A 22,783-nucleotide genomic window follows, 5' to 3' on the forward strand; every position below is an offset into this window, starting at 1 on the left:
ACAAGCCCGGGGATGACGGCGAGAATGGCATTTACCGAAGGCTCGTCGCCTTCACCCACCAATCCGGCCGCACGCGCCTGATGGCCTTCGCGGCTTCGGCAGCGACCTCGCAATTGTCATAGATCCCAAACACGGTCGCACCCGAGCCCGACATGCGCGCCAAGCGACAGCCTGCCGTTTCCTGCAACAGAGCGAGCGCTTCGCCGATCAGGGGCTGAATTTGCAGTGCAGGCGGTTCGAGATCGTTGCGCGCGCTTTTCAAAGCATCGATCAGCGCACTTCGCTCAACGCTCGGATGACTCGCTCCCGCCAGATTCTGACCGAGCTGCAACCCAAGCGCTTTGAACACCGCCGGCGTCTCGACCGGCGCGCGTGGATTGACTAGCACGGCGAACAGGCGCGGCAGGTTCAGAGGTGCGCCGAGTTCCTCACCTGCACCGCGCATCATGCGCGCCCTCGGCTCCAGGCAAACGGGCACATCCGCACCCGTCAGGCGCGCTGCTTCGCGCACGGCAGGGTGAGACAGCGGCAGGTCATTAAGACGTGCCAGCAGCCGCAGGGCGGCCGCCGCGTCGGATGATCCGCCGCCAATCCCGGCCGTCACCGGCAGGCGCTTCGTCAGGTGGAAGGTGCCGAGCCGCAGGCCTCTCACACGATCCGCCAGAAGACGCGCTGCCTTCAGGACGAGATTGTCGGCATCGCTTCCGGCGAGAGAGGCGGTCGGGCCGCTGACCTCAAGCGCCAGCCCTGCTCCAGGCTCGAGCCGCAGATCGTCGCCCGTGCCGGCGAAGGCCACGAGGCTCTCCAGCTCATGATAGCCATCCGCCCGGCGCCCAAGCACGTGGAGCGTCAGGTTGATTTTGGCGGGCGCGCGGGTTGCAAGCGGCTGAAGCATGGCGTCTCAATGCCCGAGAGCGGGGCCGTTGGGAAGGATTGCCTCTAACGCTACACTGTCATTCCGCAGGCCCCGCGGAATGACAGTGTAAAGCGTCTCAGAAAAGAAAATGGCCGGTACGAGCCCGGCCATGAGATCAATATAATAAACGTGGAGATTACCCGCCGTTCTTCTTCGGCGCTTCCGGCTGGGGCGCAGGCACGTTCTCGGCGGCGGCCGGCTTCGGCTCCTCTTCGAGACCGTTATCGATCTTCTTGAGGATCTTCACCAATTCCTCCTGCTCGGGATCGGAAGACTTGGCGTGGTCCCACTGGAATTTCGCCTCGACCTTGCGCCCGACCTTCCAATAGGCGTCGCCCAGATGATCGTTGATGGTCGGATCGCCCGGCTTCAACTCCACGGCCTTTTCCAGTTCGCGCGCGGCGTCGTCGTAGCGGCCCATGCGGTAATAGGCCCAGCCGAGCGAGTCGATGATCATTCCGTCGCGGGGCGCGAGCTCCACGGCCTTCGTGAGCATCTTGAAGGCCTCGTCGATATTCATGTTCTGGTCGACCCAGGAATAGGCCAGGTAATTCATCACCTGCGCCCGGCCGGCCGGAAGCCCCTCGGGAACGAGTTCCAGGGCCTTTTTCAGATCGGTCTCCGCCTTGTCCCACTGCTTCGCGCGCTCGTAGGATGTGCCGCGATAGAAGTAGAGGATCCAGTGGCCGCGCTCGGGCTGGCCAATGAGGTTGATCGCCTTGGAATAGGTTTCGGCGGCCTCGGCGAATTTCTTGCGCGAGCGCTGCACGTTGCCGAGCGCCATGACGACTTCCACATCGTCCGGACGCTCCTTCATGAGCTTCTCGAGATGAGAAATCGCGTCCTCGCCCCGACCCATCAGCTCGAAATTGTGCCCGATGGAGATGTCGGCGCTCGGCCGCACGGGCGAATCCTTCGGGATTTTCTCGAAGATCGCGTTGGCCTTGTCGTATTGCTTCAGGCGCTCGTAGACGTCGCCGAGTGTCACGAGGGCGAGCGGATGATCGCCCTTCAGATCGAGACCAAGTCGCAGATAGATGATGGCGGTGAGCTCGTCGCCCTGCGTATTGCCGACGACGCCGAGGCCGTAGAGCAGTTCCGCCGCGCCGTCCTGCGCATTGGTGACAAGCGGTGTGAGGGGCTTGCCCTCCTCCAGGGCCTTCACGGCCGCGCGGACGATCGGGTGGCGAGGCGCCACCTCGTCGAAGGCCTGGTAGATCTTCAGAGCCTCATCCTTGCGGCCGCGCTTGGCCAGGAAGCGGCCATAGGCATCGACCACCTGGAGGGTGTTGCGCTCGCCCTCATAGGCTGCCTTGAAGCGCTTCTCGGCCTCGGTCGGGTTGCCGACCACGTCCGCGATCAGGGCGGCGTGGTATTCCCTGAACTGGTCGAAGGCGCGCTCGTTCTTAAGCTTGTCGACGGTGGCCAGCGCCTGCTTGCCGTCCTTGGAGCCGGCATAGGTCCAGGCGGTCAGAAGCGTCGCCGTCAGATCCGCCTGACGGCCGCGGGCGCCCTTCGTGAGGCGCGACCGGGCATCGGCATATTTCTGGCTCTTGAGGGAGCGGACCGCGAGGGCGAACTGCGCCAGGTTGTTCGACGGGTCCTGGGCGGACAGGCGCTCAGCCGCGCGGACAGCCTCGGTCATGGAGCCGTTGGCCAGGAAAGCCACGAAGGCACGCTCCAGAAGCTCCTGGTTGCGAGGATCCTCCTGGATCGCCTCGCGGAAGAAGATGGTCGCAGCCTCGGTATCCCGCGCGGAGCCTGCCACATAGGCCGAAAGATAGTTGCCCTCCAGGCTCTGGGCGGGCCTCACGATCTCGTCTTCCGTATTCGCGGCTACGGCCGGCGCGGCCAGCAGGCCGGCAGCCATAAGCATCAGTGCAGGCAGGCCCTTACGGGCCAAAGGCAGTTTCAAAGTGGGCACGAAGCGCGGCTCCAATCATCGCAACATCTCTTGATGGTGGAGATGTGCGTCAAATCAGGCCGGAGAATGGCGTCTCCCTCCAGTGGCCGCAAGGGGACAATTGCCGCTGGGGACGTAAAAGCCGCGTGAGGGAGTGGGTAAGGCCAGAAACAACAAAGCGTCATCCCGGGCTGCGGAGCAGAACCCGGGATCACAGGACGAGAATGGCGCTATGTTCTTTTGCGATCCCGGATCGCCTGCGGCGTCCGGGATGACCGCCAACCGGCGAATAATGTCACATATTGACGTAGTTTGGCCCGCCGCCACCTTCGGGCGTGACCCAGTTGATGTTCTGGTTCGGGTCCTTGATGTCACAGGTCTTGCAGTGGACGCAGTTCTGGGCATTGATCTGATAGCGCACGCCGCCCTCGCCCTCGACCCACTCATACACGCCCGCCGGGCAGTAGCGCTGCGAGGGGCCGCCATAGACATCGTGCTCGGAGGCCTTCTGCAGGGCGGGATCCTTGACCTTGAGATGGACCGGCTGGTCCTCCTCGTGGTTGGTGTTCGACAAAAACACCGAGGACAGCTTGTCGAAGGTCAGCACGCCGTCCGGCTTGTCGTACTTGATCGGCGTCACCTCAGAGAGCGGCAGCAAGCACTCGTGATCCGGCTTGCCGTGCTTCATGGTGCCGAAGGGCGACCAGTTGAAGATCTCGGTCAGCCACATGTCGAGGCCGCCGAGCGCCACCCCGATGGCGGTGCCGTAGCGCGACCAGAGCGGCTTCACGTTGCGCACCCGCTTCAAATCGTAGCCGATCGGCGAGGAGCGCCAGGCTTCCTCGTAGGATGCGATCTCGTCATGGGCCCGGCCCGCCTGCAGCGCCGCGAAGACGTGATCGGCGCAGAGCATGCCCGACAGGATCGCGTTGTGGCTGCCCTTGATGCGCGGCACATTGACGAAGCCGGCCGAGTCGCCGACCAGGCAGCCGCCCGGGAAGCTCAGGCGCGGCACCGATTGCCAGCCACCCTCCATGATCGCCCGTGCCCCGTAGCCGATGCGCTTGCCGCCCTCGAACACGTCGCGCACCATCGGGTGCGTCTTGAAGCGCTGGAACTCGTCGAAGGGTGACAGGGTCGGGTTCTTGTAGTTGAGATGCACCACGAAGCCGACCGAGACGAGATTGTCGTCGAAATGGTAGAGCCAGGAGCCGCCGCCGGCATTGTTGGGCAGCGGCCAGCCCATGGAATGGCGCACCAGGCCCGGCCGGAATTTTTCGGGCTTCACCTGCCAGAGTTCCTTGATGCCGATCCCGTATTTCTGGTGGTCACGGCCCGCATTCAGACCAAAGCGCTCGACCATCTGCTTGGTCAGCGAGCCGCGGGCGCCTTCGCCGAAAATCGTGTACTTGGCGCGCAGCTCCATGCCGCGGGTGAAGTTGGCGTTCGGCTCGCCATTGCGGCTGATGCCCATATCGCCGGTGGCGATGCCGACCACCTTGCCGTCCTCGACCAGCACTTCGGAGGCCGGGAAGCCGGGATAGATCTCGACGCCGAGTTCTTCCGCCTTGCGGCCGAGATAGCGGGCGACATTGCCGAGCGAGCCGACGAAATTGCCGTGGTTGCTCATGAGCTTGGGCATGAACACGTTGGGGAACTTCACGCCGCCGGCATGGCCGAGATACATGAACTCGTCGGCGGTGACCTGCGTCTTCAGAGGTCGGTCGGGATCTTCGCGCCACTCCGGCAGGAGGCCGTCGAGGCCGATCGGGTCGATCACCGCGCCGGAGAGGATGTGGGCTCCGACCTCGGAGCCTTTCTCGACCACCACCACGGAGAGGTCCGCCCCGGCTTGCGCCGCCTGCTGTTTGAGCCGGATCGCCGTCGCGAGACCGGCAGGGCCGGCGCCGACGATGACAACGTCGAACTCCATCGATTCACGGGCGGGCAGATCGGACATGAGTGTTCTCCTGTACGCGACTTCGAAGCATCAAGGACCAGATCGTTTACATATGAACAATCTCGCCGACTTCTCAAGTGCAGCCTTCTTTGGAACTGTCCTAGCTTCATTGCGGCCCGTCTGAAAGTTCCCTTTCCGCATAAGGTTATGCCGAAACCCGATTATGCCGTCTGTTCCGAGGGAAATGGACGGGCTCGATCATGCAGTGGAAAAGGTCATCCTGAGTTGTTCGACACCGATGGGAGGTTTACAAAAAGGCATGCAGGATCATCCGTCCAACCACGCGGCTTTCTATACGCTTTTCGAGACGCCCATCGGCTTCTGCGGGCTTGCTTGGAACGAGCGCGGCGTCATCGGCTTTCAGCTTCCCGAGGACGATGTATCGAGAACACGTGGCCGCATCGCCAAGCGCTTCCCCGGGATCTGCGAAGCCGTGGCTTCACCGACCATTCAGGGCATCATCGCCGATGTAACGGCTCTGCTGCACGGTGAAGCACGCGATCTGTCCGACGTGCAATTGGACATGGACGGCGTGTCCGACTTCGACCGCCGCGTTTACGAGGTCGCCCGCAGCATTCCGCCGGGCCGCGTGCTGACCTACGGCGAGGTCGCATCCCGGCTCGGCATCGACAACGCCCGGGCGATCGGGCAGTCGCTCGGGCGCAATCCGTTCGCCATCATCGTCCCCTGCCACCGGGTCGTCGCGGCGGACGGCAAACTCGGAGGCTTCTCGGCCAATGGCGGCGCCACGACCAAGCGTCGCCTCCTCGCCATCGAAGGCGCCCGACGAGATGAGAGCCCGACCCTCTTCGACCTGATCTCGTGAGAGCAAGATCTGTCGGGATCCTTTGTGGGTCCTGAGTTGTCCACAGCCCTTGGAATGCTTACATAGGCCCTATGCAGGATCTCCCTTCCGACCGCGACGCTCTCCAGGCGCTGCTCGACTTCCATGTCGAGGCGGGAGTCGATCTCGCGCTCGACGAGACCCCGCACAATCGCTTTGCCGAGCCGAAGGCCGAGCGCCCGCCTGCCAAGGCCGCGGCTCAGGCCTCACCCAAGGCCGCGGCTCAGGCCTCACCCAAGGCTTCCCCCTCTGCTCCCCCTCCCCGCGCCCTGCCGAAAGCGGCGGCGAGCGCGCCGGAGGAAGTGGCGAGCATGGCTCGCGAACAGGCACGCCATGCACAGTCGCTGGAGGAGCTCGAGGCCATTCTCGCGGGCTTCGACGGCTGCGCCCTGAAGTTCTCGGCCAAGAACCTCGCCTTCGCGGACGGCAATCCGGAAGGCCGTGTCATGCTGGTGGGCGAAGCGCCCGGCGCGGACGAGGACCGGATCGGGAAGCCCTTCATGGGCCGCTCCGGCCAATTGCTCGACCGCATGCTCGCGACCATCGGGCTCGACCGCACCCAGGTCTACGTCGCCAACATCGTACCCTGGCGCCCGCCGGGCAACCGCACGCCGACTCCCCAGGAGGTGGCGATCTGCAAGCCGTTCATCGCGCGGCAGATCGAGCTGGCGAGCCCGGAATTCGTGCTCTGCCTCGGCGGTCCTGCCGCCCAAAATCTTTTGGGCATCAAGGATGGCATTCTCCGCTCGCGCGGACGCTGGTATAGTTACAAGACCGAAGACGGACGCGAGATCAGGGCGCTGCCGACCCTTCACCCGGCCTATCTCCTGCGCCAGCCCCTGCAGAAGCGGCTCGGCTGGCGGGACTTCCAGGCTCTGAGGCGCGCACTCGACGGCAGGGAGTAAGGCTCTCGTCCGAGCCAGTTTCGGAACCGGTTCATATGCTTAAGCCTTAAGCCCCTGCGGAGCTTTATACCGCGGCTGGAAGGTGGATCATGCGCTGGGAAGACTTTCGAACCTCGTCGAATGTGGAAGATCGTCGTGGCATGGGTCTGCCCGGTGGCGCGGGCGGGCTCGGCATCGGAACGATCGTGATCCTGGGCCTTATCGGATGGGCGCTCGGCATCGACCCGCGCATCCTCATCGGCGGCGCCGAGATGATGAGCGGCGGCTCCGGCTATCAGCAGCAACAGCAGGGCCGCCAGGGCACGCCGCAGGACGAGATGGGCCGCTTCGCCTCGGCCGTTCTCGGCAACACGGAGGACGTATGGAACACAGTCCTACCGCAGCAGGTCAATATCAAATACGATCCGCCGAAGCTTGTGCTGTTCTCGGACGCCACCCGCTCCGCCTGCGGCGGCGCGCAATCGGCCATGGGTCCGTTCTACTGCCCGCTCGACCAGACCGTTTACATCGATCTCTCCTTCTTCGAGGAGATGCAACGCCGCTTCCGCGCCGGCGGCGACTTCGCCTATGCCTATGTGCTCGCGCACGAGGTCGGTCACCACGTGGAGAACGAGCTTGGCATCCTGCCGCGCGTGCAGGAGCGTCAGCGTCAGGTCGGGCAGGCGGAAGGCAACCAGCTCTCCGTGCGCGTCGAGCTGATGGCGGATTGCCTCGCCGGCGTCTGGGCGCACCATTCCAATCAGCGCTGGCAATCGCTCGAACCGGGCGACATCGAGGAGGCGATCCGCGCAGCAGAAGCCATCGGCGATGACCGGCTGCAAAAGCAAAGCCAAGGCCGCGTGGTGCCCGACAGCTTCACTCACGGCTCTTCCGAGCAGCGCATGCGCTGGCTCACGACGGGACTGAAGACCGGGCAGATCCAGGCCTGCGATACGTTCAGGGCGAGCAGGCTTTAAGAAAAGGCTGAGCGTCATCCCGGACGCCAGAGGCGATCCGGGATCGTCATCAGGATAAGGAGCCCTTCTCGTTCAGCGATCCTGGACCTTCGCGGCGCTTCGTCCGGGGATGGCATTTGTGGAAGCCTGAGCGTCTCTGCGCTAGAACGATGCCGATCACACGAGAGCTTTCCATGCCCGGCATCGACGAATCCCTCCCCTTCATCTCCCTCAGCATCGCGGTGCTGACGATCTCCGACACGCGCTCGCTGGAGGATGACACATCGGGTACGACGCTGGCCGAACGGCTGACAAAGGCTGGGCATCGACTCGCGGACCGGGCCATCGTGCCGGATGATGTGGAAGCGATTCGCGACAGGATACAGGCCTGGATCGCCGATCCCACCGTCGACGTGATCATCACCACCGGCGGCACGGGCTTCACCGGTCGCGATGTGACGCCCGAGGCCATCGAGCCTCTGTTCGACAAGCGGATGGAGGGCTTTTCCGCCGTCTTCCACCGCATTTCCTACGAGAAGGTCGGCACCTCGACGATCCAGTCGCGGGCGACAGCGGGCGTGGCCGGCACGACCTTCATCTTCGTGCTGCCGGGCTCACCCGGCGCCTGCAAGGATGCATGGGACGGTATTCTCGCCCATCAGCTCGATTACCGGCACCGGCCGTGCAATTTCGTCGAGATCATGCCGAGGCTCGACGAGCACCTGAAGCGCGGAAAGCTGAAGGGCTGAATCGACTCAGCCGAATACCGGATCGCGCTCGATGGTGGCGGAAAGCCGTACGGGTATGCGGGCCCTGATCTCGTTCATCAGCACGCGGCGTTGGACCAGATCGCCTCCCCGCACCGATGTGCGAGCGAACAGGTTGACCAGCGCATTGATGACACCCGCCCGCTGACGCCGCATCCGCGCCAGCCCCTGCTCGGGCTTGGAGAGCGCCACGAACCGGTCGAGCACCCGGATCCAGCCCTCCTGCGGGATGTCGCCATCGTCAAGACACAACAGCCAATCGCGCCGTGCAGCATTGGCTCCTTCGATCCATGAGCCGGGCTTCGCGATGACCAAAGTTGCGCCGGCGGCATCCGCCACTTTCGCCAGGGTTTCATCCAGCTTGTCCGTCAGGATGACGGCATCGCCGATCAGCCCGGCGGCGACGGCCGGAACAAGGGCGCTCAAGGTGGCAGCCAAGGCCTCGGGCCCGTGCGTGACGCGAACAAGAACCGTAATCATGTGAACACTATAGCCCCTCGGCGCCATGTCGTCGCTAGGACATTCTTGCCGATGATCTCTTGATTTTGTTCCCTGTTTGTTCTTAAGCTTGGAGCCTTAATCGACAGATTCGTTTGAGGCCGCCATGAGTGTTCGCGCTAAAGATCCTGCCCGCGATCCCTTCCTTACCCGGCCTGTAAAGCGCACGCCTCTGGAGGCGGCGGAGGCAGCGCGGCGGCGCATGGACGATCCGGCCTATCGCGTCGAGGTGGACCGTCGGCGCGGCCGGGGTGCTTCCGCGAACCCGTCCGGGCGCTACGAGCCGGCGCAGCGCGAAAGCTTCGACGACGGCTGGGATATCGAGGAGGACCTTCCGACCCTGCCGACCGAAGTGATCGTCGAGAAGCCACGCACGATCATCACGAAGAACGACTCGCCGGACATTCTCTTCGACAAATCGATCAATCCCTATCGCGGCTGCGAGCACGGCTGCTCCTATTGCTTCGCGAGGCCCACCCACGCCTACCAGGGACTGTCCTCGGGGCTCGATTTCGAGACCAAGATCTTTGCCAAGCCCAATGCAGCGGAGCTTCTGGAAAAGGAGCTGCGGGCTGCGAACTATCAGCCGACGACGATCGCGCTCGGCTCCAACACCGACCCGTACCAGCCGGTCGAGCGGCGCTTCCGCATCACGCGATCCATCCTCGAAGTGCTGAACCGGATGAATCATCCCGTCGGCATCGTGACGAAATCGGCCCTCGTCACCCGCGACATCGACATCCTGAGCCAGATGGCTGCGAGGCAGCTCGCCAAGGTCGCTATTTCGGTGACGACGCTCGACCCGAAGCTCGCCCGCAGGATGGAGCCCCGCGCCGCCACGCCAGCGAAACGCCTGGAGACGATCAGGAGGCTGACGGAGGCCGGGATTCCTGTCTCGGTCCTGGTCGCGCCCATCATCCCGGCAATCAACGACCACGAGATCGAGGCGATCCTGAAGGCCTGCGCCGCCGCAGGCGCTGAGGAAGCGGGCTACGTGCTCCTGCGCCTGCCCCACGATCTCAAGGATCTGATGCGCGACTGGCTGGCCGAGCATTACCCGGACAAGCTCAAGCACGTCTTCACGCTGCTGCAGGAGGCGCGCGGCGGCAAGGATTACGATGCCGAGTGGAGCACCCGCCAATCCGGCATCGGCCCTTATGCCTGGATGCTCGGCCGGAGATTCGAAACCGCCGCCGAGCGTCTCGGCCTGAACAAGCGCAACCTGCGCCTGCGCAAGGACCTGTTCCAGGTGCCGCCGAAGGAGGCAGGGCAGTTGAGCTTGTTTTGAGCGAACGGCTTGCCGTGAGTTTCATCCCGGACGCCGGAGGCGATCCGGGATCGTGTGCAGAATGTGGCGCACGAACCTCGACACTGTCATCCCCGCGCAGGCGGGGATCCAGAACCACGACCTCCCAGGAGAGCGAACAGCGTCGTGCATCTTTCTGCATCGTCAGCGGTTATGGATCCCGGGCTCCGCTGCGCGGCCCCGGGATGACAGGGTTCTACTGGTCTGGCGATCCCGGATCGGCTTCGCCGTCCGGGATGACGAATCCACTCCCTCACCCAGCCCCGCTCTGGCCACGCGGCAACCGATCGCTATAGTGCCCCGTCCTCATCAAGCACCGGAGTCCATCGTGCTGCGCCACACAGGGTCATGCCATTGCGGCACCGTCCGTTTCTGCATCGACGCGGAGATCGTTGAACTGACGACCTGTGACTGCTCGCTCTGCATGAAGAAGAACGCGCTGATGGCGAAGGTCCACGAGAGCGCCCTGACCATCCTGTCAGGCGAAGAGGCACTGTCGCTCTATCAGTGGAACACGAGACGGGCGAAGCACTACTTCTGCTCGCGCTGCGGCATCTACACCTTTCACCGCAAGCGGGCCGCGCCCGACCATTACGGTGTGAACATCTTCTGCCTCGACGACTTCGATCCTTCAACGATCCCGACCCGAGCCACGGAAGGCATCGGCATGACGGTCGTCGACCCGATGGCCCGCGCGGAATGGCCCGGTCCACGAGAGGAAGCAGATCGCCTATAAGCTTCCACACAATGACCATCCTGATTCGTCCTCCCAAATCCGGCCTCGGCCTCGACAGCGAGCTTTCCGCCCGTAAGCAGGGCTATACCTGCATCGCCGGGCTCGACGAGGTCGGGCGTGGGCCGCTGGCGGGACCGGTGGTGTCGGCGGCGGTGGTGCTCGATCTCGACAACGTGCCTCAGGGCTTGGCCGATTCGAAGGCGCTGACGGCCGCCAGGCGCGAGGCGCTGTTTGCGGAAATCCTCGCGACCTCTCATGTTGGCATCGCCTCGGTGTCGCATCAGGAGATCGACACCATCAACATCCGGCAGGCCTCGCTGCTCGCCATGTGCCGGGCGCTCGCTGCCCTTCCCTGCAAGCCGGATATGGCCTTTGTCGATGGCAACGATCCACCCGCCCTACCCTGCGTGACGCAAGCGGTCATCAAGGGTGATTCGCACATCGCTTCGATCGCTGCCGCGTCCATCGTGGCGAAAGTGGTCCGCGACCGCATGATGACGCGGCTTGGGAACACTTATCCCGCTTACGGTTTTGCCAGCAACGCAGGTTACAGCACGAAGGCACATCTCACGGTGATCGCGAGCGAGGGTCCCTGCCCGTTCCATCGCTTGAGTTTTTCACCCTTACGCCAAGGGTTACTGGACCTGTAACCTCCCTTAACGCTAATTAACGAAAAAACTCAATCTTTTCAATGCGTAGGCAAGATTTGCCGATCCAAAATATTTGGAATTCTGCGCGTTTGGAAACCTCCTCTTTACCCTATCCCATCATGATCCGGAGTGTCAGTTGCGTAACCGGTGATCACCCATGGGTACCTTGCGTACCGGGGCTGCCGGCGCCGCCTCCCGGATCAGTGTCTCGCGTACCGGGCGGTCTGCGCCGGCTCCTCGGACGGGGCGTAAACCGCCCCTCTCCGTCCTGCCGCATTCTCTTCCTCTCAATGAGATCCTTCTCGGCGATTGCATCGCCAATCTCGAGAAGCTTCCCCCTGAGAGCGTGGACGTGGTCTTCGCGGATCCGCCTTACAATCTCCAGCTCGAACAGGCGCTGACGCGTCCGGACCAGAGCCTCGTCGATGCGGTCGACGACGACTGGGACAAGTTCGCGAGCTTTGCCGATTACGACGCGTTCACCCGCGCCTGGCTTCTGGCCGTGCGCCGCGTGATGAAGAAGAACGCGACGCTCTGGGTCATCGGCTCCTACCACAACATCTTCCGCGTGGGCGCGGCCCTGCAGGATCTGAACTTCTGGATCCTGAACGACATCGTGTGGCGCAAGGCCAACCCGATGCCGAACTTCAAGGGCCGCCGCTTCACGAACGCGCACGAGACCATGATCTGGGCTTCGAAAGGCGCGGATTCGAAGGGCTACACCTTCCATTACGATGCGCTCAAAGCCGGCAATGAAGACGTGCAGATGCGCTCGGATTGGTTCATCCCCATCTGCACCGGCGACGAGCGTTTGAAGGACGCCGAAGGCCGCAAGGTGCACCCGACGCAGAAGCCGGAGGCTCTGCTCGCACGCATCCTGCTCTCCTCCTCCAATCCCGGCGACGTGGTGCTCGACCCCTTCTTCGGCTCCGGCACGACGGGTGCGGTGGCGAAGATGCTCGGGCGCAACTTCATCGGCCTCGAGCGCGACTCGACCTATGCCAAGGCGGCGCGCAAGCGCATCGATGCGGTCGAGCCGCTCTCAGACGTGTCGATCGCCGCAGCACCCGAGAAGCGCACGGAAGTGCGCGTGCCCTTCCTGTCGCTCATCGAGAGCGGCCATGTGAAGGCGGGCGAGGTTCTGGTGGATGAGCGCCGACGCCACAAGGCGGTGGTGCGTGCCGACGGCACGCTCGCGCTCGGCGCCATCGTTGGCTCGATCCACAAGATCGGCGCGCTCACGCAAGGATTTCCGTCCTGCAACGGCTGGACCTTCTGGAATGTGGAGCGGCAGGGCAAGCTCGTCTCCATCGATGAGTTCCGTGCGAAGGTGCGGGCCGAGCTGGCGGCCTGAGACTTCACTGCGACATCGTAAATCTGCTAAAGGGCTGGCCGTGCGCTGGCCCTTTTCGTTTGCCGCACTAGGCTTTTCGTCACAGAGGCGTCATCCAACACCGCTAGCGCGGGGAAAGCCTTACCCAAAGAGAGGATTGTCCCGTGTCCTTCAAGCGCCTCCTGCCCTTGCTCGCCGTTCTCGTGCCCGCTTTCGCGCAGGCACAAGGGCTCTCCGGCAACCTCGTTCTCTATACGAGCCAACCCAATACCGACGCCCAGCAGACCATCGATGCCTTCAAAGCGAAGCATCCCGGCGTCAACGTCACCTTCGTCCGCGACGGCACCCCGAAGATTCTTGCCAAGCTGAGTGCCGAGTTCGAGGCCGGTCAACCCCAGGCCGACGTACTGCTGATTGCCGACAGCGTCACCATGGAGGGCCTGAAGAAGGAGGGCCGCCTGCTGGCGCATGAGACGGCAGATGTCTCGGCTTATCCCGCAGGCATTCACGATGCCCAAAAATTCTGGTTCGCCACCAAGCTGATCACCACCGGCATCGCCTACAACACCAAGGCCTCATTCAAGCCGACCTCCTGGCAGGATCTCACCAAGCCTGAGGTCAAGGGCCAGCTCGTCATGCCGAGCCCGCTCACCTCGGGCGCAGCCCTCATCCACGCCGCGACGCTGACCGGCACCATGGACGGCGGCTGGAAATATTATGAGGCGCTCAAGGACAACGATGCCATCGCCGGCGGCGGCAACGGCGACGTGCTCAAGCAGGTGGCCGGCGGCCAGAAGCTTTATGGCGTCATCGTCGACTACATGCCGATCCGCGAGAAGGCCAAGGGCGCGCCCGTCGAGTTCGTGTTCCCGAAGGAAGGCGTCTCGGCCGTGTCCGAGCCCGTCGCCATTCTCAAGACCACGAAGAATCCGGATGCGGCCCGCGCCTTCGTCGATTTCGTGCTCTCGAAGGATGGCCAGGAACTCGCGCTGAAGCAGGGCTACATCGCGGCTCATCCCGCTGTCGCGCTGCCGGCCGGCTATCCGGCGCGCGATCAGATCAAGGTCATGAGCTTCGACGCGGCCAAAGCGCTTGCCGATGAAACCAAGAACAAGGCGGCCTTCGCCGATATCTTCGGACAGTGAGACATCACATCCAAACCAAGTCATTCCTGGAGCGGGGAGGTTTCGGCCTCCTCGCTCTTGTCGCTTTGATCATCTTCGTCTTCGACGTTCTGCCCGCCTTACGGTTGCTGCTGGCTGCGCTCTTTCCCGGCGGCGTCTTCAATCCCGATGCGATGCTCTCGGCGCTCTCCAGCCGCTCGGCTTTACGGGCAGCACAGGCCTCACTGGAAACGGCGCTATGGTCGACGCTCCTGGCATTGCCGCTCGGCACGGCCATGGTGCTCGTGCTGGGCATCACGGATATCCGCGGACGCCGCATCGCATCGTTTCTCTTCGTCCTGTCGGTGATGATCTCACCCCAGGTGATCGCGCTTGCTTTTCTCCATCTCGTCGGCCCGGCTTCGCCGATCCTGAACACGCTTGGCCTCGCACCTGAAGCGGGCAGCGCCAATCCGATGCTCGGGCGCGGCGGCATCATCCTGGTGCTCGGCCTGCACCATGCGCCGCTCGTCTATGTGGTGATGAGCGCCGGCTTGAAGCGCATTCCTCTCGCCGTCACCGAGGCAGCGCGCATCGACGGCGCACAGCCGTGGCGAATCCTCACGGATCACGTTCTGCCGCTCTTGCGTCCGCATCTCGTCAGCGCGGCCCTGCTCGCCTTCGTGGCGGGCATCGGCAATTTCGGCATTCCCGCGCTCCTCGGCGCACCGGTGAATTATCTGACGCTGCCCGTGCTCATCTATCGACGCCTGTCGAGTTTCGGCACTGGCATGATCGGCGATGTCTCGGCCCTCGGCCTTCTCGTCGCGGCCATCGCGCTCGTCTGTGTTGGAGCAAGCCAGTTTCTCACGCGCAAGGATGGCGTGCATCTGGAGGATGACGCGCCGGTGAAGCCGTTCTGGTTTCTTGGGTCTGCGCGCATCGGCGTCGAGATCCTCGTCGGTCTCGTCCTGGCTGTGACCCTCGTCCTGCCGATCCTGTCGCTGCTGGCCTCCGCTCTCGTTCCATCCTACGGCATGGCTCTGTCATTCACGACGATTACCCTCGACAACTTCATCGAAGTGCTGGCGCGCCAGGATGTCACGATCCGCGCTTTCACGAACTCGCTGCTCTATGCCGGCGGCGCGGCGTTTCTGCTGGCGCTGATCGTCGTGCCCATTGCCTACGGATTGATCCGCTTGATGGGACGATGGAGAATTCTTGCGATATCTCTCCTCGAAATTTCTTACGTGCTGCCAGGTATCGTGCTCGCCATCGCATGCATTCTCCTGTTCCTGAAGCCGCTGCCGCTCCTTGGCTTCTCACTCTATGCAACACCCTGGATCATCGTCTTCGCCTATCTTGCCCGCTTCCTCTCGGTGGCGCTGAAACCCGTGCTTGCGGGAATGGTGCAGATCGATGTCGCGCAGGAGGAAGCCGCAGCCATCGACGGTGCCCGCCTGACGCAGCGCCTTTTCGGCATCGTGCTTCCTTCCCTGCTCCCCGCCGCCGTCGCGGGCGGCTTGATGGCGTTCCTGCTCGCCTTCAGCGAGCTCACCGTCTCGGCCCTGCTCTGGTCGGCCGGAACGGAGACCATCGGCGTGGTGCTCTACAACCTCGAAGAAGCCGGGCTCGCAAGCCAGGCCTCTGCCGTCGCCATCGTTATCATCGGCGTCGTGACCATCACCATGCTCATCCTCGATGCTCTGGGCAGATACCTGCCGGCAGGTGCCCTGCCCTGGCAATGCGAGACGGACAATGAGCTGCGCATGAGCACAAAGCCGTTTCATGCACCGGCTCGCGCTCGAACGATCAACCAGCTTGAGCCAAAACCGGCGCTCGGCGCTTGAAGCCTCATCAAAACTGAACAGGTCTCCCATGCTCCTGGCGGGCTGCGGGCGAACGGCCTTTGCGCGATGGTCCGGTTGTCCCCAAGCCGGAACATCCCCCTATGCCGAACCCGGTTCAACGCTTTAGCATCCTCTCATGGCTTCTTCGTCTCTCGATCCCTTCCGTCTCGCCTTCACCGAACCGTCCTGGGACGACCTGCGGATCTTTCTCGCCGTGGTGGCTCATGGATCGATGAACAGCGCCGCCAAGGCGCTCGGACAGAGCCAGCCGACCATCGCGCGGCGCATCAAGGTGCTGGAGGAGACGCTCGGGCTTTCGCTGTTTCAGCGCGGACCCAACAATCTCGAACTCACGGAAGCAGGCCAGGCCATCCTCGAAGCAGCAAGCCCCATGGGCGAAGCGGCCGGAATCGTGTCGCGAACAGCGGCAGCCTACCGGCCGGATCCCGACGCTCCGGTGAGGGTCACGGCGACTGCTTCGGTGACGCTTTTCCTGTCCCTTTACGCGGCGGAGCTGCACGAAGCTGCAGCGCCCGTGGAGATCGCCTATATCCCGACCCGCCGCAGGCTCGATCTCGCCTCCGGCGAGGCCGATATCGGCCTGCGGATGCGCAACCTGCCGGAAGGGACGGACGATCTCATTGCGCGCAAGATCGGGCAGATCGCCTTTGCCATTTATGCCCGCACGGACAATCCGACCGCTGTCATCGCGCCGCCCGAGGATCCGACCCTCTCCCGTCAGGCGGCCTATGTGGCCGAGTTCGCGCAAGGCCGCACCATCGCCGCCCGCATCGGTGACATGCCGATCCGCTACCAGGCAGCCAAAGCAGGCTTAGGGGCCGCCTTCCTCCCCTGCTGGCTCGGCGATTCGGACCCGGATCTCATTCAGGTGACGAAGCCTGAGGGCGACCTGATCGAGGACGTCTTCCTCGTCATGCACCGCCGCAGCCGCAACCGCCCCAACGTGACACGTGTGGCCAATGCGCTGGCCGCCTTGTTCAAGAAGAACCAGAAGGCACTGGTGGGCGCCTGATCAGGCTTTCGCGGAAGCCTTCGCCTTCCCGCCCGGGATGTCTCCCAGCGCATGCACCAGCACCTTCTTCATGGCGCCGGGCAGTGCCTCCTCGTGGAGAGAAAGGCGCGGCGTCCAGCGCATCTCGTCAGGCGCGGGCGTGCCCTTGGCGACCTTGGCGAAGAGCACCGTGAGTTCGAGCGGAAAATGGGTGAAGACGTGCTTCACCGTGCCCGGCAGCCTCTGCCAGCGGGCCTCGATGGGGGCGTCGAGCACGGCGCGCGAGGGCTCGTAATCGGGCATCCATTCGCTCGTCGGTGGCTCGGCCATGCCGCCGAGAAGTCCCTGCGGCGGACGGGTGCGGAGCAGGATCGTGTCATCGGCGCGCAAGACCACAAAGGCCGCGCCTTTCCGCAATTGCCCGCTCTCCTTCTTCTGCTTTTTCGGGAAGGTCTCCTGCAGGCCTTCGGCCCGAGCCTTGCATGGCACCATCCAGGGGCAGAGCGCGCAGGCCGGCCGCTTGGGCGTGCAAATGGTGGCGCCGAGATCCATCACCGCTTGCGCGAAGTCGCCGGGCCGGTCGTCGGGCACCAGTTCCTCGGTCAAGGCGCGGATCAGGGACTTGGCCTTCGGCAGCGGCTCCTCGACCATGAAGAGGCGGGACATCACCCGCTCCACATTGCCATCGACCGCCGCCGCCTTCTCGTTGAAGGCGATGGCCGCGACCGCCGCTGCCGTGTAGGCGCCGATGCCGGGAAGCTTCAGGAGCTCTGCCTCCGTCCCCGGAAAGCGCCCGCCATGCTTGTCCACAACCGCCTTGGCGCAGGCATGGAGGTTGCGGGCGCGGGAGTAATAGCCGAGGCCGGCCCAGGCCTGCATGACCGACTCTGAGGGCGCCTCGGCCAGGGCCTCGACGGTCGGAAAGCGATCCAGAAAATTCAGATAATAGGGTTTGACCGCCGCCACCGTCGTCTGCTGCAGCATGATCTCGGACAGCCAGACGCGGTAAGGATCCGCAATCACGCTCGGCAGGGCGCGCCACGGCAATTCGCGCCGGTGACGATCGTACCAGGCGAGAAGGTCTTGAGGATCGGGCTTGGTCGCGCTCGGGGCGGGCGTTAACATGGAATTCGGAATAGCGTTCTACACCGCATATTCCAACGCGGCTTTTGGACATTCAACATGAGACGACCGAGGCGACATTGAGACGCCCAAGGCCTCTGGCCCGCCCCCTTGCCGAGTTTCTCGACGTCTGCCTGTCTCCCAGCCTGGCGGCGCAAGGCTTTGCGACCTCTGACATCATCATGACCTGGCCCGATATCGTCGGCGAGCGGCTTGCCGCCTTCACCCAGCCGCTCAAGATCGAGTGGAAGCGCAAGAGCCCTCATGCCGATCCGGAGGCGCGTCCAGACCCTGCAACGCTCGTGATCCGGGTCGAGAGCGCCTTCGCCCTCGAACTCCAGCACCTCGCGCCCACCGTCATCGACCGGGTGAACACCTATTACGGCTGGCGCTGCATCGGGAGGCTCGTTTTGAAACAAGGGCCTGTGCGGCGGGTTGAGAAGAAGCGCCCGGCTCCTCCCGTCCTCACTCCCGCGGATCGGGAGAAGGTCGACAGGGCCGTTGAGCCCATCGAGGAGGAATCCTTGAAGGCAGCGCTCGACCGGCTGGGTCAGGCGATCGTCAGCTCCGGTTCACGCACGAAAGCGTGAGATGGCTGGCGCTTGCCAGGAACGGCAAGGCATTCTACCGCAGGACGAAATCTCTTCAGGAGCCTCCCTAAAATGATCACCCGGCGTCAGACGCTTCAGCTTCTCGGGACCGCAGCCGCGACGGCCTATCTCGCCACGAGCCTGCCGGCCTTCGCCCAGAACGTGGCTGTATCGGACCTCGCGGTCCAGGGCCCCCTCGGGGACGTGGCCCTCGGCCCGGAAAACGCCAAGGTGACGATCATCGAGTACGCCTCGCTGACCTGCTCGCACTGCGCCAATTTCCACAAGACCACCTGGCCCGAGCTGAAGAAGCGCTACATCGACACGGGCAAGATCCGCTTCGTCCTACGCGAGTTCCCCCTAGACCCGCTCGCCACGGCCGGCTTCATGCTCGCCCGCTGCGACGGCAACGACAAGTATTACCCGATCACGGACCTTCTCTTCGAGCAGCAGCGGAACTGGGCTTTCACCGACAAGCCGCTGGACGCGCTGCGCGGGCTCATGCGCCAGGCAGGTTTTTCACAGGAAAAATTTGACGCTTGCCTCAAGGACCAGAAACTATATGACGCAGTCAACGCGGTGAAGAACCGGGGTATGGAGCAGTTCCGTGTGGACTCCACGCCGACTTTCTTCATCAATGGTCAGCGTCATCCTGGAAGCCTGTCGATCGATGAGATTGAAAAGGTCATCAAGCCTATCCTGGGCGAATAAGCTCCATCACCCTGCCCCTCAAGGGCGGGACAGGAAGGCGCGTCCATGAAGCTGACGCGCCTTCGCATTGCAGGCTTCAAGACCTTCGTCGAGCCGACCGACTTCCTGATCGAACCGGGTCTGACCGGCGTCGTCGGGCCGAACGGCTGCGGCAAGTCCAACCTCGTCGAGGCTCTGCGCTGGGTCATGGGAGAGAACTCCCACAAGAACATGCGCGCCACGGGGATGGACGACGTCATCTTCTCCGGCTCGTCCGGCTCAGGAGGCCGCCCGGCCCGCAACTGGGCCGAGGTGATGCTCACCATCGACAACGGCGAGCGCACGGCCCCGGCTGCCTTCAACGACACGGATCTCCTGGAAATCTCGCGCAAGATCGAGCGAGAGGAAGGCTCGACCTACCGGGTCAACGGCAAGGAAGTCCGCGCCCGCGACGTGCAGATCCTGTTCGCGGATGCGGCCACCGGCGCCCGCTCGCCTGCCCTCGTGCGCCAGGGCCAGATCAGCGAGATCATCTCCGCCAAGCCCCAGGCCCGCCGTCGCATCCTGGAAGATGCCGCCGGCATCGCCGGTCTCCATGCCCGGCGGCACGAGGCGGAGCTGCGCCTCAAGGCCGCCGAGGACAACCTCGTTCGCGTCGAGGACGTAATCCGCGAACTGGAAAGCCAGATCGAGAGCCTGAAGCGCCAGGGCCGCCAGGCCTCCCGCTACAAGAACCTTTCGGCCGAAATCCGCCGGCTCGAAGCCCTGATGTACGCCATCAGCTTCTCGGAGGCGCGGGAACAGGCCGCCACCGCCGAGCGTCAGGTCGCCGAAGACCTCAAGGCGGTCGCCGACGCCACCGAGGAACAGACCCGGGCCGCCACGGCTCAGGCCGTCTCCGCCCATGGCATCCCGGCCCTGCGGCAGGCCGAGGCCGCCGCCGCCGCTGCCCTGCAGCGCCTGACCCATGCCCGCAACGAGCTCGAATCGGAAGAGCGCCGCTCCAAGGAGCGCGTGGTCGAGTTGGAGCGCCATATCGGCGATCTCAACCGCGACATCGCCCGCGAGGCGGCGCAGCGCACGGATGCCGAGGCCACCATCGAGCGTCTCCAGTCCGAAGCCGCCGAGATTTCGCTCACCACCGACGGGGCGGACGACGTTCGCGCCGAGGCCGAGGAGCGCCTGCAGAATGCCGAGGCTGAGCTGGCCGAGGCCGAAGCGGCCCTGAGCGCCCTGCAGGCCCAGACCTCCGACCTCAATGCCCGCCGCGCCGCCCTGGAGCGCGCCGTGCGCGAGGAGATGGAGCGCGCCTCCCGTTTCCGATCCGAGAAGGAGCGGCTCGAGCGCGAGATCGCGGCGCTCTCCGCTTCGCCCGAGGACGGGCCCTCCCTCGACGACTTGCGCGAGGAAGCGGCGGTTGCTGAGGAGACGGCTCAGAGCGCCGAAGAGGCGGTGATCGAGGCGCGCGAGACCCTGTCCGCCGCCCGGGAGGCCGAGAACCGCCTGCGCCAGCCCCTCAACGAGGCAGAGCGCAAGGCGCAGCGCCTTGAAACCGAGGCGTTGACGCTCGCGAAGCTCGTGACCTCCGCCATCGGCGACCTCTGGCCTCCGGCCCTCGACCAGATCACAGTCGACAAGGGTTACGAGACGGCGCTGGGCGCCGCTCTCGGCGACGATCTCGAAGCCTCGACCAATCCGTCGGCTCCTCACCATTGGGAAATGACCGGAATCGGCGAGAACGATCCATCCCTGCCGGATGGCGTCCGCTCATTGGCCGAGCTGGCTCGCGCCCCGGCAGAGCTGCAGCGCCGCCTGCGCCAGATCGGCGTGGTGAGCAAGGCCGACGGGCTTCGTCTGCGCGGCCTCCTGAAACCCGGCCAGCGGCTTGTCTCGCAGGAAGGCGATTTGTGGCGCTGGGACGGCTTCACCACCGCCGCCGAGACGCCCTCCCCGGCCGCGCGCCGTCTGGCGGAAAAGAATCGCCTCGGCGACCTGGAACGCGAGGCCGCTGAAGCCCGCGAACAGGCCGAGCACCTGCGCCACGAGGCCGAAGGGGCGCTCGAAGCCGTGCGCAGGGCGGCCTCTCACGAAATGCAGGCCATCGAGGCCGCCCGCCAGACCCGGCAGGCGCTTGATGCCTCCCGCACCCGCTTGGCGGCCGCCGAGCGCAAGGAGGCCGAGCTCGGCCAGCGCCGCTCGGCCCTGCAGGAAGGCCTTGCCCGCCTCTCCGAGAGCGAGGCAGAAGCGCTGGAACGCGTGCAGGATGCCGAGAGCGCCCTGCAGGATCTCGCCCCGGCACCCGATCTCGAAAGCCGCCTGCTCGAAGAGCGTACCCGCGTGGCCGAGCGTCGGGCCGCCGCCTCTGAGGCCCGCGCTGCCCTGCAATCCCTGATGCACGAGGCGGAACTGCGCCGCCGCCGACAGGAATCGATTGCCGCCGATATCCGCCTCTGGACCGAGCGCACTGCCCGCGCCGCCAAGGCCTTCGAGGATCTCGGCGAGCGCCTGGAGCGCGCGCAGGACGAGCACCAGCGGCTGCTGGAAGCGCCCGACACTTATCTGCAGCGCCGCCGCGCCCTCATCAGTGAGGTCGAAGAGGCCGAAGCGAAGCGCAAGGATGCCGCCGATCACCTCGCCGATGCCGAGACAGGCCTCGCCGAGACGGACCGCGCCGCCCGCGCCGCCCTGGAGGCGCTCTCCGCCGCCCGCGAATCCCGCGCCGGCTCCCAAGCCCGCCACGAAGCCGCCATCGCGCGCCTCGCCGAAATCACCCGCAACATCGCGGAAAACCTTGAGACCACCCCGGCTGGCCTCATCGAGCTTGCTGGCCTGAAAGAGGGGGTCCAGCTGCCCTCGCACGGGGAGATCGAATCCAAGCTTCATTCACTGAAGTCCGATCGGGAGCGCCTCGGCGCCGTGAACCTGCGTGCCGACGAGGAGCTGACCGAACTCGAGACCAAGTACAACGGCATCACCGGCGAGCGGGACGACCTCGTCGAGGCCATCAAGCGTCTGCGCCAGGCCATCGGCAGCCTCAACCGCGAGGGCCGCGAGCGGCTGCTTGCTGCCTTCGATGTGGTGAATGCCCACTTCCAGCGTCTTTTCACCACCCTCTTCGGCGGCGGCACGGCTGAGCTGACCCTGGTCGATTCGGACGATCCGCTGGAGGCCGGCCTCGAGATCCTGGCCCGGCCGCCTGGCAAGAAGCCCCAGAGCATGACCCTGCTCTCCGGCGGCGAGCAGGCCCTGACGGCCACCGCGCTGATCTTCGCGGTCTTCCTCACGAATCCCTCGCCGATCTGCGTGCTCGACGAAGTGGACGCACCGCTCGACGACGCCAACGTGGAGCGCTACTGCGCCCTTCTGGAAGACATGGCTCGCCAGACCGACACCCGGTTCGTGGTCATCACCCACAACCCGATCACCATGGCGCGGATGGACCGTCTCTTCGGCGTCACCATGGCCGAAAGGGGTGTCTCGCAGCTCGTCTCCGTTGACCTGCAGAGCGCCGAGCGCATTCTTGAGGTAGCCTAAGGCTTTCAGGCCCGCCTTGCTTCGGCCTCAAAAACATGTGCGCTTTGAGCCCGAGACCGCTCGAAAACACACTTATCTAAAATATTTCAAAGACTTAGATCTTTGCAGACGGTCCTTGACAGGGGGGAC

Annotated in this window: 19 protein-coding genes; 14 read left to right on the forward strand and 5 right to left on the reverse strand. The window is 64.5% G+C overall.

Annotation, left to right across the window (positions count from 1 at the left end; all coding sequences use genetic code 11):
• Positions 1 to 31 precede the first annotated feature (31 nt).
• From JO965_RS19685 to JO965_RS19695, 3 genes are all read right to left on the reverse strand, one after another.
• Entirely contained in the window at positions 32 to 895 is an 864-nt protein-coding gene (locus JO965_RS19685; RefSeq protein ID WP_203440698.1) for a 4-(cytidine 5'-diphospho)-2-C-methyl-D-erythritol kinase, read from the reverse strand.
• A 157-nt stretch (positions 896 to 1,052) separates the two neighbouring features.
• A complete protein-coding gene (locus tag JO965_RS19690; RefSeq protein ID WP_203440699.1) occupies positions 1,053 to 2,840 on the reverse strand; it encodes a tetratricopeptide repeat protein in 1,788 nt (595 codons plus the stop codon).
• Between the two features lie 274 nt (positions 2,841 to 3,114).
• A complete protein-coding gene (locus tag JO965_RS19695) occupies positions 3,115 to 4,779 on the reverse strand; it encodes an electron transfer flavoprotein-ubiquinone oxidoreductase (RefSeq protein WP_203440700.1) in 1,665 nt (554 codons plus the stop codon).
• A gap of 259 nt (positions 4,780 to 5,038) precedes the next feature.
• Here JO965_RS19695 and JO965_RS19700 point away from each other — a divergent pair, with 259 nt between their 5' ends.
• The 4 genes from JO965_RS19700 to moaB all read left to right on the forward strand — a co-directional run bounded on the left by JO965_RS19700 (position 5,039) and on the right by moaB (position 8,212).
• Positions 5,039 to 5,605, forward strand: a complete 567-nt coding sequence (locus JO965_RS19700) for a methylated-DNA--[protein]-cysteine S-methyltransferase (protein ID WP_203440701.1) — start codon at positions 5,039 to 5,041, stop codon at positions 5,603 to 5,605.
• Between the two features lie 71 nt (positions 5,606 to 5,676).
• On the forward strand, positions 5,677 to 6,528 hold the full coding sequence (locus JO965_RS19705; RefSeq protein WP_203440702.1) for a uracil-DNA glycosylase family protein: 852 nt from the start codon (positions 5,677 to 5,679) through the stop codon (positions 6,526 to 6,528).
• 89 nt (positions 6,529 to 6,617) lie between these two features.
• Complete coding sequence (locus JO965_RS19710) at positions 6,618 to 7,484, forward strand: neutral zinc metallopeptidase (RefSeq protein WP_203440703.1); 867 nt, start codon at positions 6,618 to 6,620, stop codon at positions 7,482 to 7,484.
• A gap of 173 nt (positions 7,485 to 7,657) precedes the next feature.
• A complete protein-coding gene (moaB, locus tag JO965_RS19715; protein WP_203440704.1) occupies positions 7,658 to 8,212 on the forward strand; it encodes a molybdenum cofactor biosynthesis protein B in 555 nt (184 codons plus the stop codon).
• 6 nt (positions 8,213 to 8,218) lie between these two features.
• Here the strand turns inward: moaB and JO965_RS19720 are convergent, their stop codons facing one another.
• Entirely contained in the window at positions 8,219 to 8,710 is a 492-nt protein-coding gene (locus JO965_RS19720) for a hypothetical protein (protein WP_203440705.1), read from the reverse strand.
• A gap of 220 nt (positions 8,711 to 8,930) precedes the next feature.
• On the opposite strand from JO965_RS19720, the gene JO965_RS19725 reads away from it, so the two are divergent.
• The 7 genes from JO965_RS19725 (at position 8,931) to JO965_RS19755 (ending at position 16,739) form a co-directional block, all read left to right on the forward strand.
• Entirely contained in the window at positions 8,931 to 10,016 is a 1,086-nt protein-coding gene (locus tag JO965_RS19725) for a PA0069 family radical SAM protein (protein ID WP_246776907.1), read from the forward strand.
• Between the two features lie 346 nt (positions 10,017 to 10,362).
• Positions 10,363 to 10,770 (forward strand): GFA family protein, encoded by a 408-nt coding sequence (locus tag JO965_RS47985; protein ID WP_246776627.1) that lies wholly within the window; start codon positions 10,363 to 10,365, stop codon positions 10,768 to 10,770.
• Positions 10,771 to 10,781: 11 nt separating this feature from the next.
• Positions 10,782 to 11,420 carry a ribonuclease HII gene (locus JO965_RS19735; RefSeq protein ID WP_203440708.1) on the forward strand — a complete coding sequence of 213 codons (639 nt, stop codon included), beginning with the start codon at positions 10,782 to 10,784 and terminating at the stop codon, positions 11,418 to 11,420.
• A 157-nt stretch (positions 11,421 to 11,577) separates the two neighbouring features.
• Complete coding sequence (locus tag JO965_RS19740) at positions 11,578 to 12,774, forward strand: site-specific DNA-methyltransferase (protein WP_246776628.1); 1,197 nt, start codon at positions 11,578 to 11,580, stop codon at positions 12,772 to 12,774.
• 143 nt (positions 12,775 to 12,917) lie between these two features.
• Complete coding sequence (locus JO965_RS19745) at positions 12,918 to 13,898, forward strand: ABC transporter substrate-binding protein (protein WP_203440709.1); 981 nt, start codon at positions 12,918 to 12,920, stop codon at positions 13,896 to 13,898.
• Positions 13,895 to 15,706 carry an iron ABC transporter permease gene (locus JO965_RS19750; RefSeq protein WP_203440710.1) on the forward strand — a complete coding sequence of 604 codons (1,812 nt, stop codon included), beginning with the start codon at positions 13,895 to 13,897 and terminating at the stop codon, positions 15,704 to 15,706. Before JO965_RS19745 ends, JO965_RS19750 begins: the two co-directional genes overlap by 4 nt.
• Before the next feature lie 136 nt (positions 15,707 to 15,842).
• Positions 15,843 to 16,739 (forward strand): LysR family transcriptional regulator, encoded by an 897-nt coding sequence (locus JO965_RS19755; RefSeq protein ID WP_203440711.1) that lies wholly within the window; start codon positions 15,843 to 15,845, stop codon positions 16,737 to 16,739.
• Here the strand turns inward: JO965_RS19755 and mutY are convergent, their stop codons facing one another.
• Positions 16,740 to 17,843, reverse strand: coding sequence for an A/G-specific adenine glycosylase (gene mutY, locus JO965_RS19760; RefSeq protein WP_203440712.1), 1,104 nt, complete (start codon positions 17,841 to 17,843; stop codon positions 16,740 to 16,742).
• A gap of 77 nt (positions 17,844 to 17,920) precedes the next feature.
• Here mutY and JO965_RS19765 point away from each other — a divergent pair, with 77 nt between their 5' ends.
• From JO965_RS19765 to smc, 3 genes are all read left to right on the forward strand, one after another.
• Positions 17,921 to 18,430: a DUF721 domain-containing protein gene (locus JO965_RS19765; protein WP_371826807.1), complete on the forward strand. Its 510-nt coding sequence runs from the start codon at positions 17,921 to 17,923 to the stop codon at positions 18,428 to 18,430.
• Positions 18,431 to 18,502: 72 nt separating this feature from the next.
• Positions 18,503 to 19,141: a DsbA family protein gene (locus JO965_RS19770; protein ID WP_203440713.1), complete on the forward strand. Its 639-nt coding sequence runs from the start codon at positions 18,503 to 18,505 to the stop codon at positions 19,139 to 19,141.
• A gap of 45 nt (positions 19,142 to 19,186) precedes the next feature.
• Positions 19,187 to 22,654, forward strand: a complete 3,468-nt coding sequence (smc, locus tag JO965_RS19775; protein WP_203440714.1) for a chromosome segregation protein SMC — start codon at positions 19,187 to 19,189, stop codon at positions 22,652 to 22,654.
• The last annotated feature ends 129 nt before the right edge of the window (positions 22,655 to 22,783 follow it).

Origin of the sequence: Microvirga sp. VF16 (genome assembly GCF_016864375.1) — a bacterium.
Lineage (GTDB): Bacteria > Pseudomonadota > Alphaproteobacteria > Rhizobiales > Beijerinckiaceae > Microvirga.

Coding starts and splice junctions, on each gene's coding strand:
- JO965_RS19725 (WP_246776907.1), top strand. CDS start 8,931: ATGGACGATCCGGCCTATCGCGTCGAGGTGGACCGTCGGCGCGGCCGG.
- JO965_RS19735 (WP_203440708.1), top strand. CDS start 10,782: ATGACCATCCTGATTCGTCCTCCCAAATCCGGCCTCGGCCTCGACAGC.
- JO965_RS19695 (WP_203440700.1), bottom strand. CDS start 4,779: ATGTCCGATCTGCCCGCCCGTGAATCGATGGAGTTCGACGTTGTCATC.
- JO965_RS19705 (WP_203440702.1), top strand. CDS start 5,677: ATGCAGGATCTCCCTTCCGACCGCGACGCTCTCCAGGCGCTGCTCGAC.
- JO965_RS19720 (WP_203440705.1), bottom strand. CDS start 8,710: ATGATTACGGTTCTTGTTCGCGTCACGCACGGGCCCGAGGCCTTGGCT.
- smc (WP_203440714.1), top strand. CDS start 19,187: ATGAAGCTGACGCGCCTTCGCATTGCAGGCTTCAAGACCTTCGTCGAG.
- JO965_RS19685 (WP_203440698.1), bottom strand. CDS start 895: ATGCTTCAGCCGCTTGCAACCCGCGCGCCCGCCAAAATCAACCTGACG.
- JO965_RS19710 (WP_203440703.1), top strand. CDS start 6,618: ATGCGCTGGGAAGACTTTCGAACCTCGTCGAATGTGGAAGATCGTCGT.
- JO965_RS19740 (WP_246776628.1), top strand. CDS start 11,578: ATGGGTACCTTGCGTACCGGGGCTGCCGGCGCCGCCTCCCGGATCAGT.
- JO965_RS19770 (WP_203440713.1), top strand. CDS start 18,503: ATGATCACCCGGCGTCAGACGCTTCAGCTTCTCGGGACCGCAGCCGCG.
- JO965_RS19700 (WP_203440701.1), top strand. CDS start 5,039: ATGCAGGATCATCCGTCCAACCACGCGGCTTTCTATACGCTTTTCGAG.
- moaB (WP_203440704.1), top strand. CDS start 7,658: ATGCCCGGCATCGACGAATCCCTCCCCTTCATCTCCCTCAGCATCGCG.
- mutY (WP_203440712.1), bottom strand. CDS start 17,843: ATGTTAACGCCCGCCCCGAGCGCGACCAAGCCCGATCCTCAAGACCTT.
- JO965_RS19755 (WP_203440711.1), top strand. CDS start 15,843: ATGGCTTCTTCGTCTCTCGATCCCTTCCGTCTCGCCTTCACCGAACCG.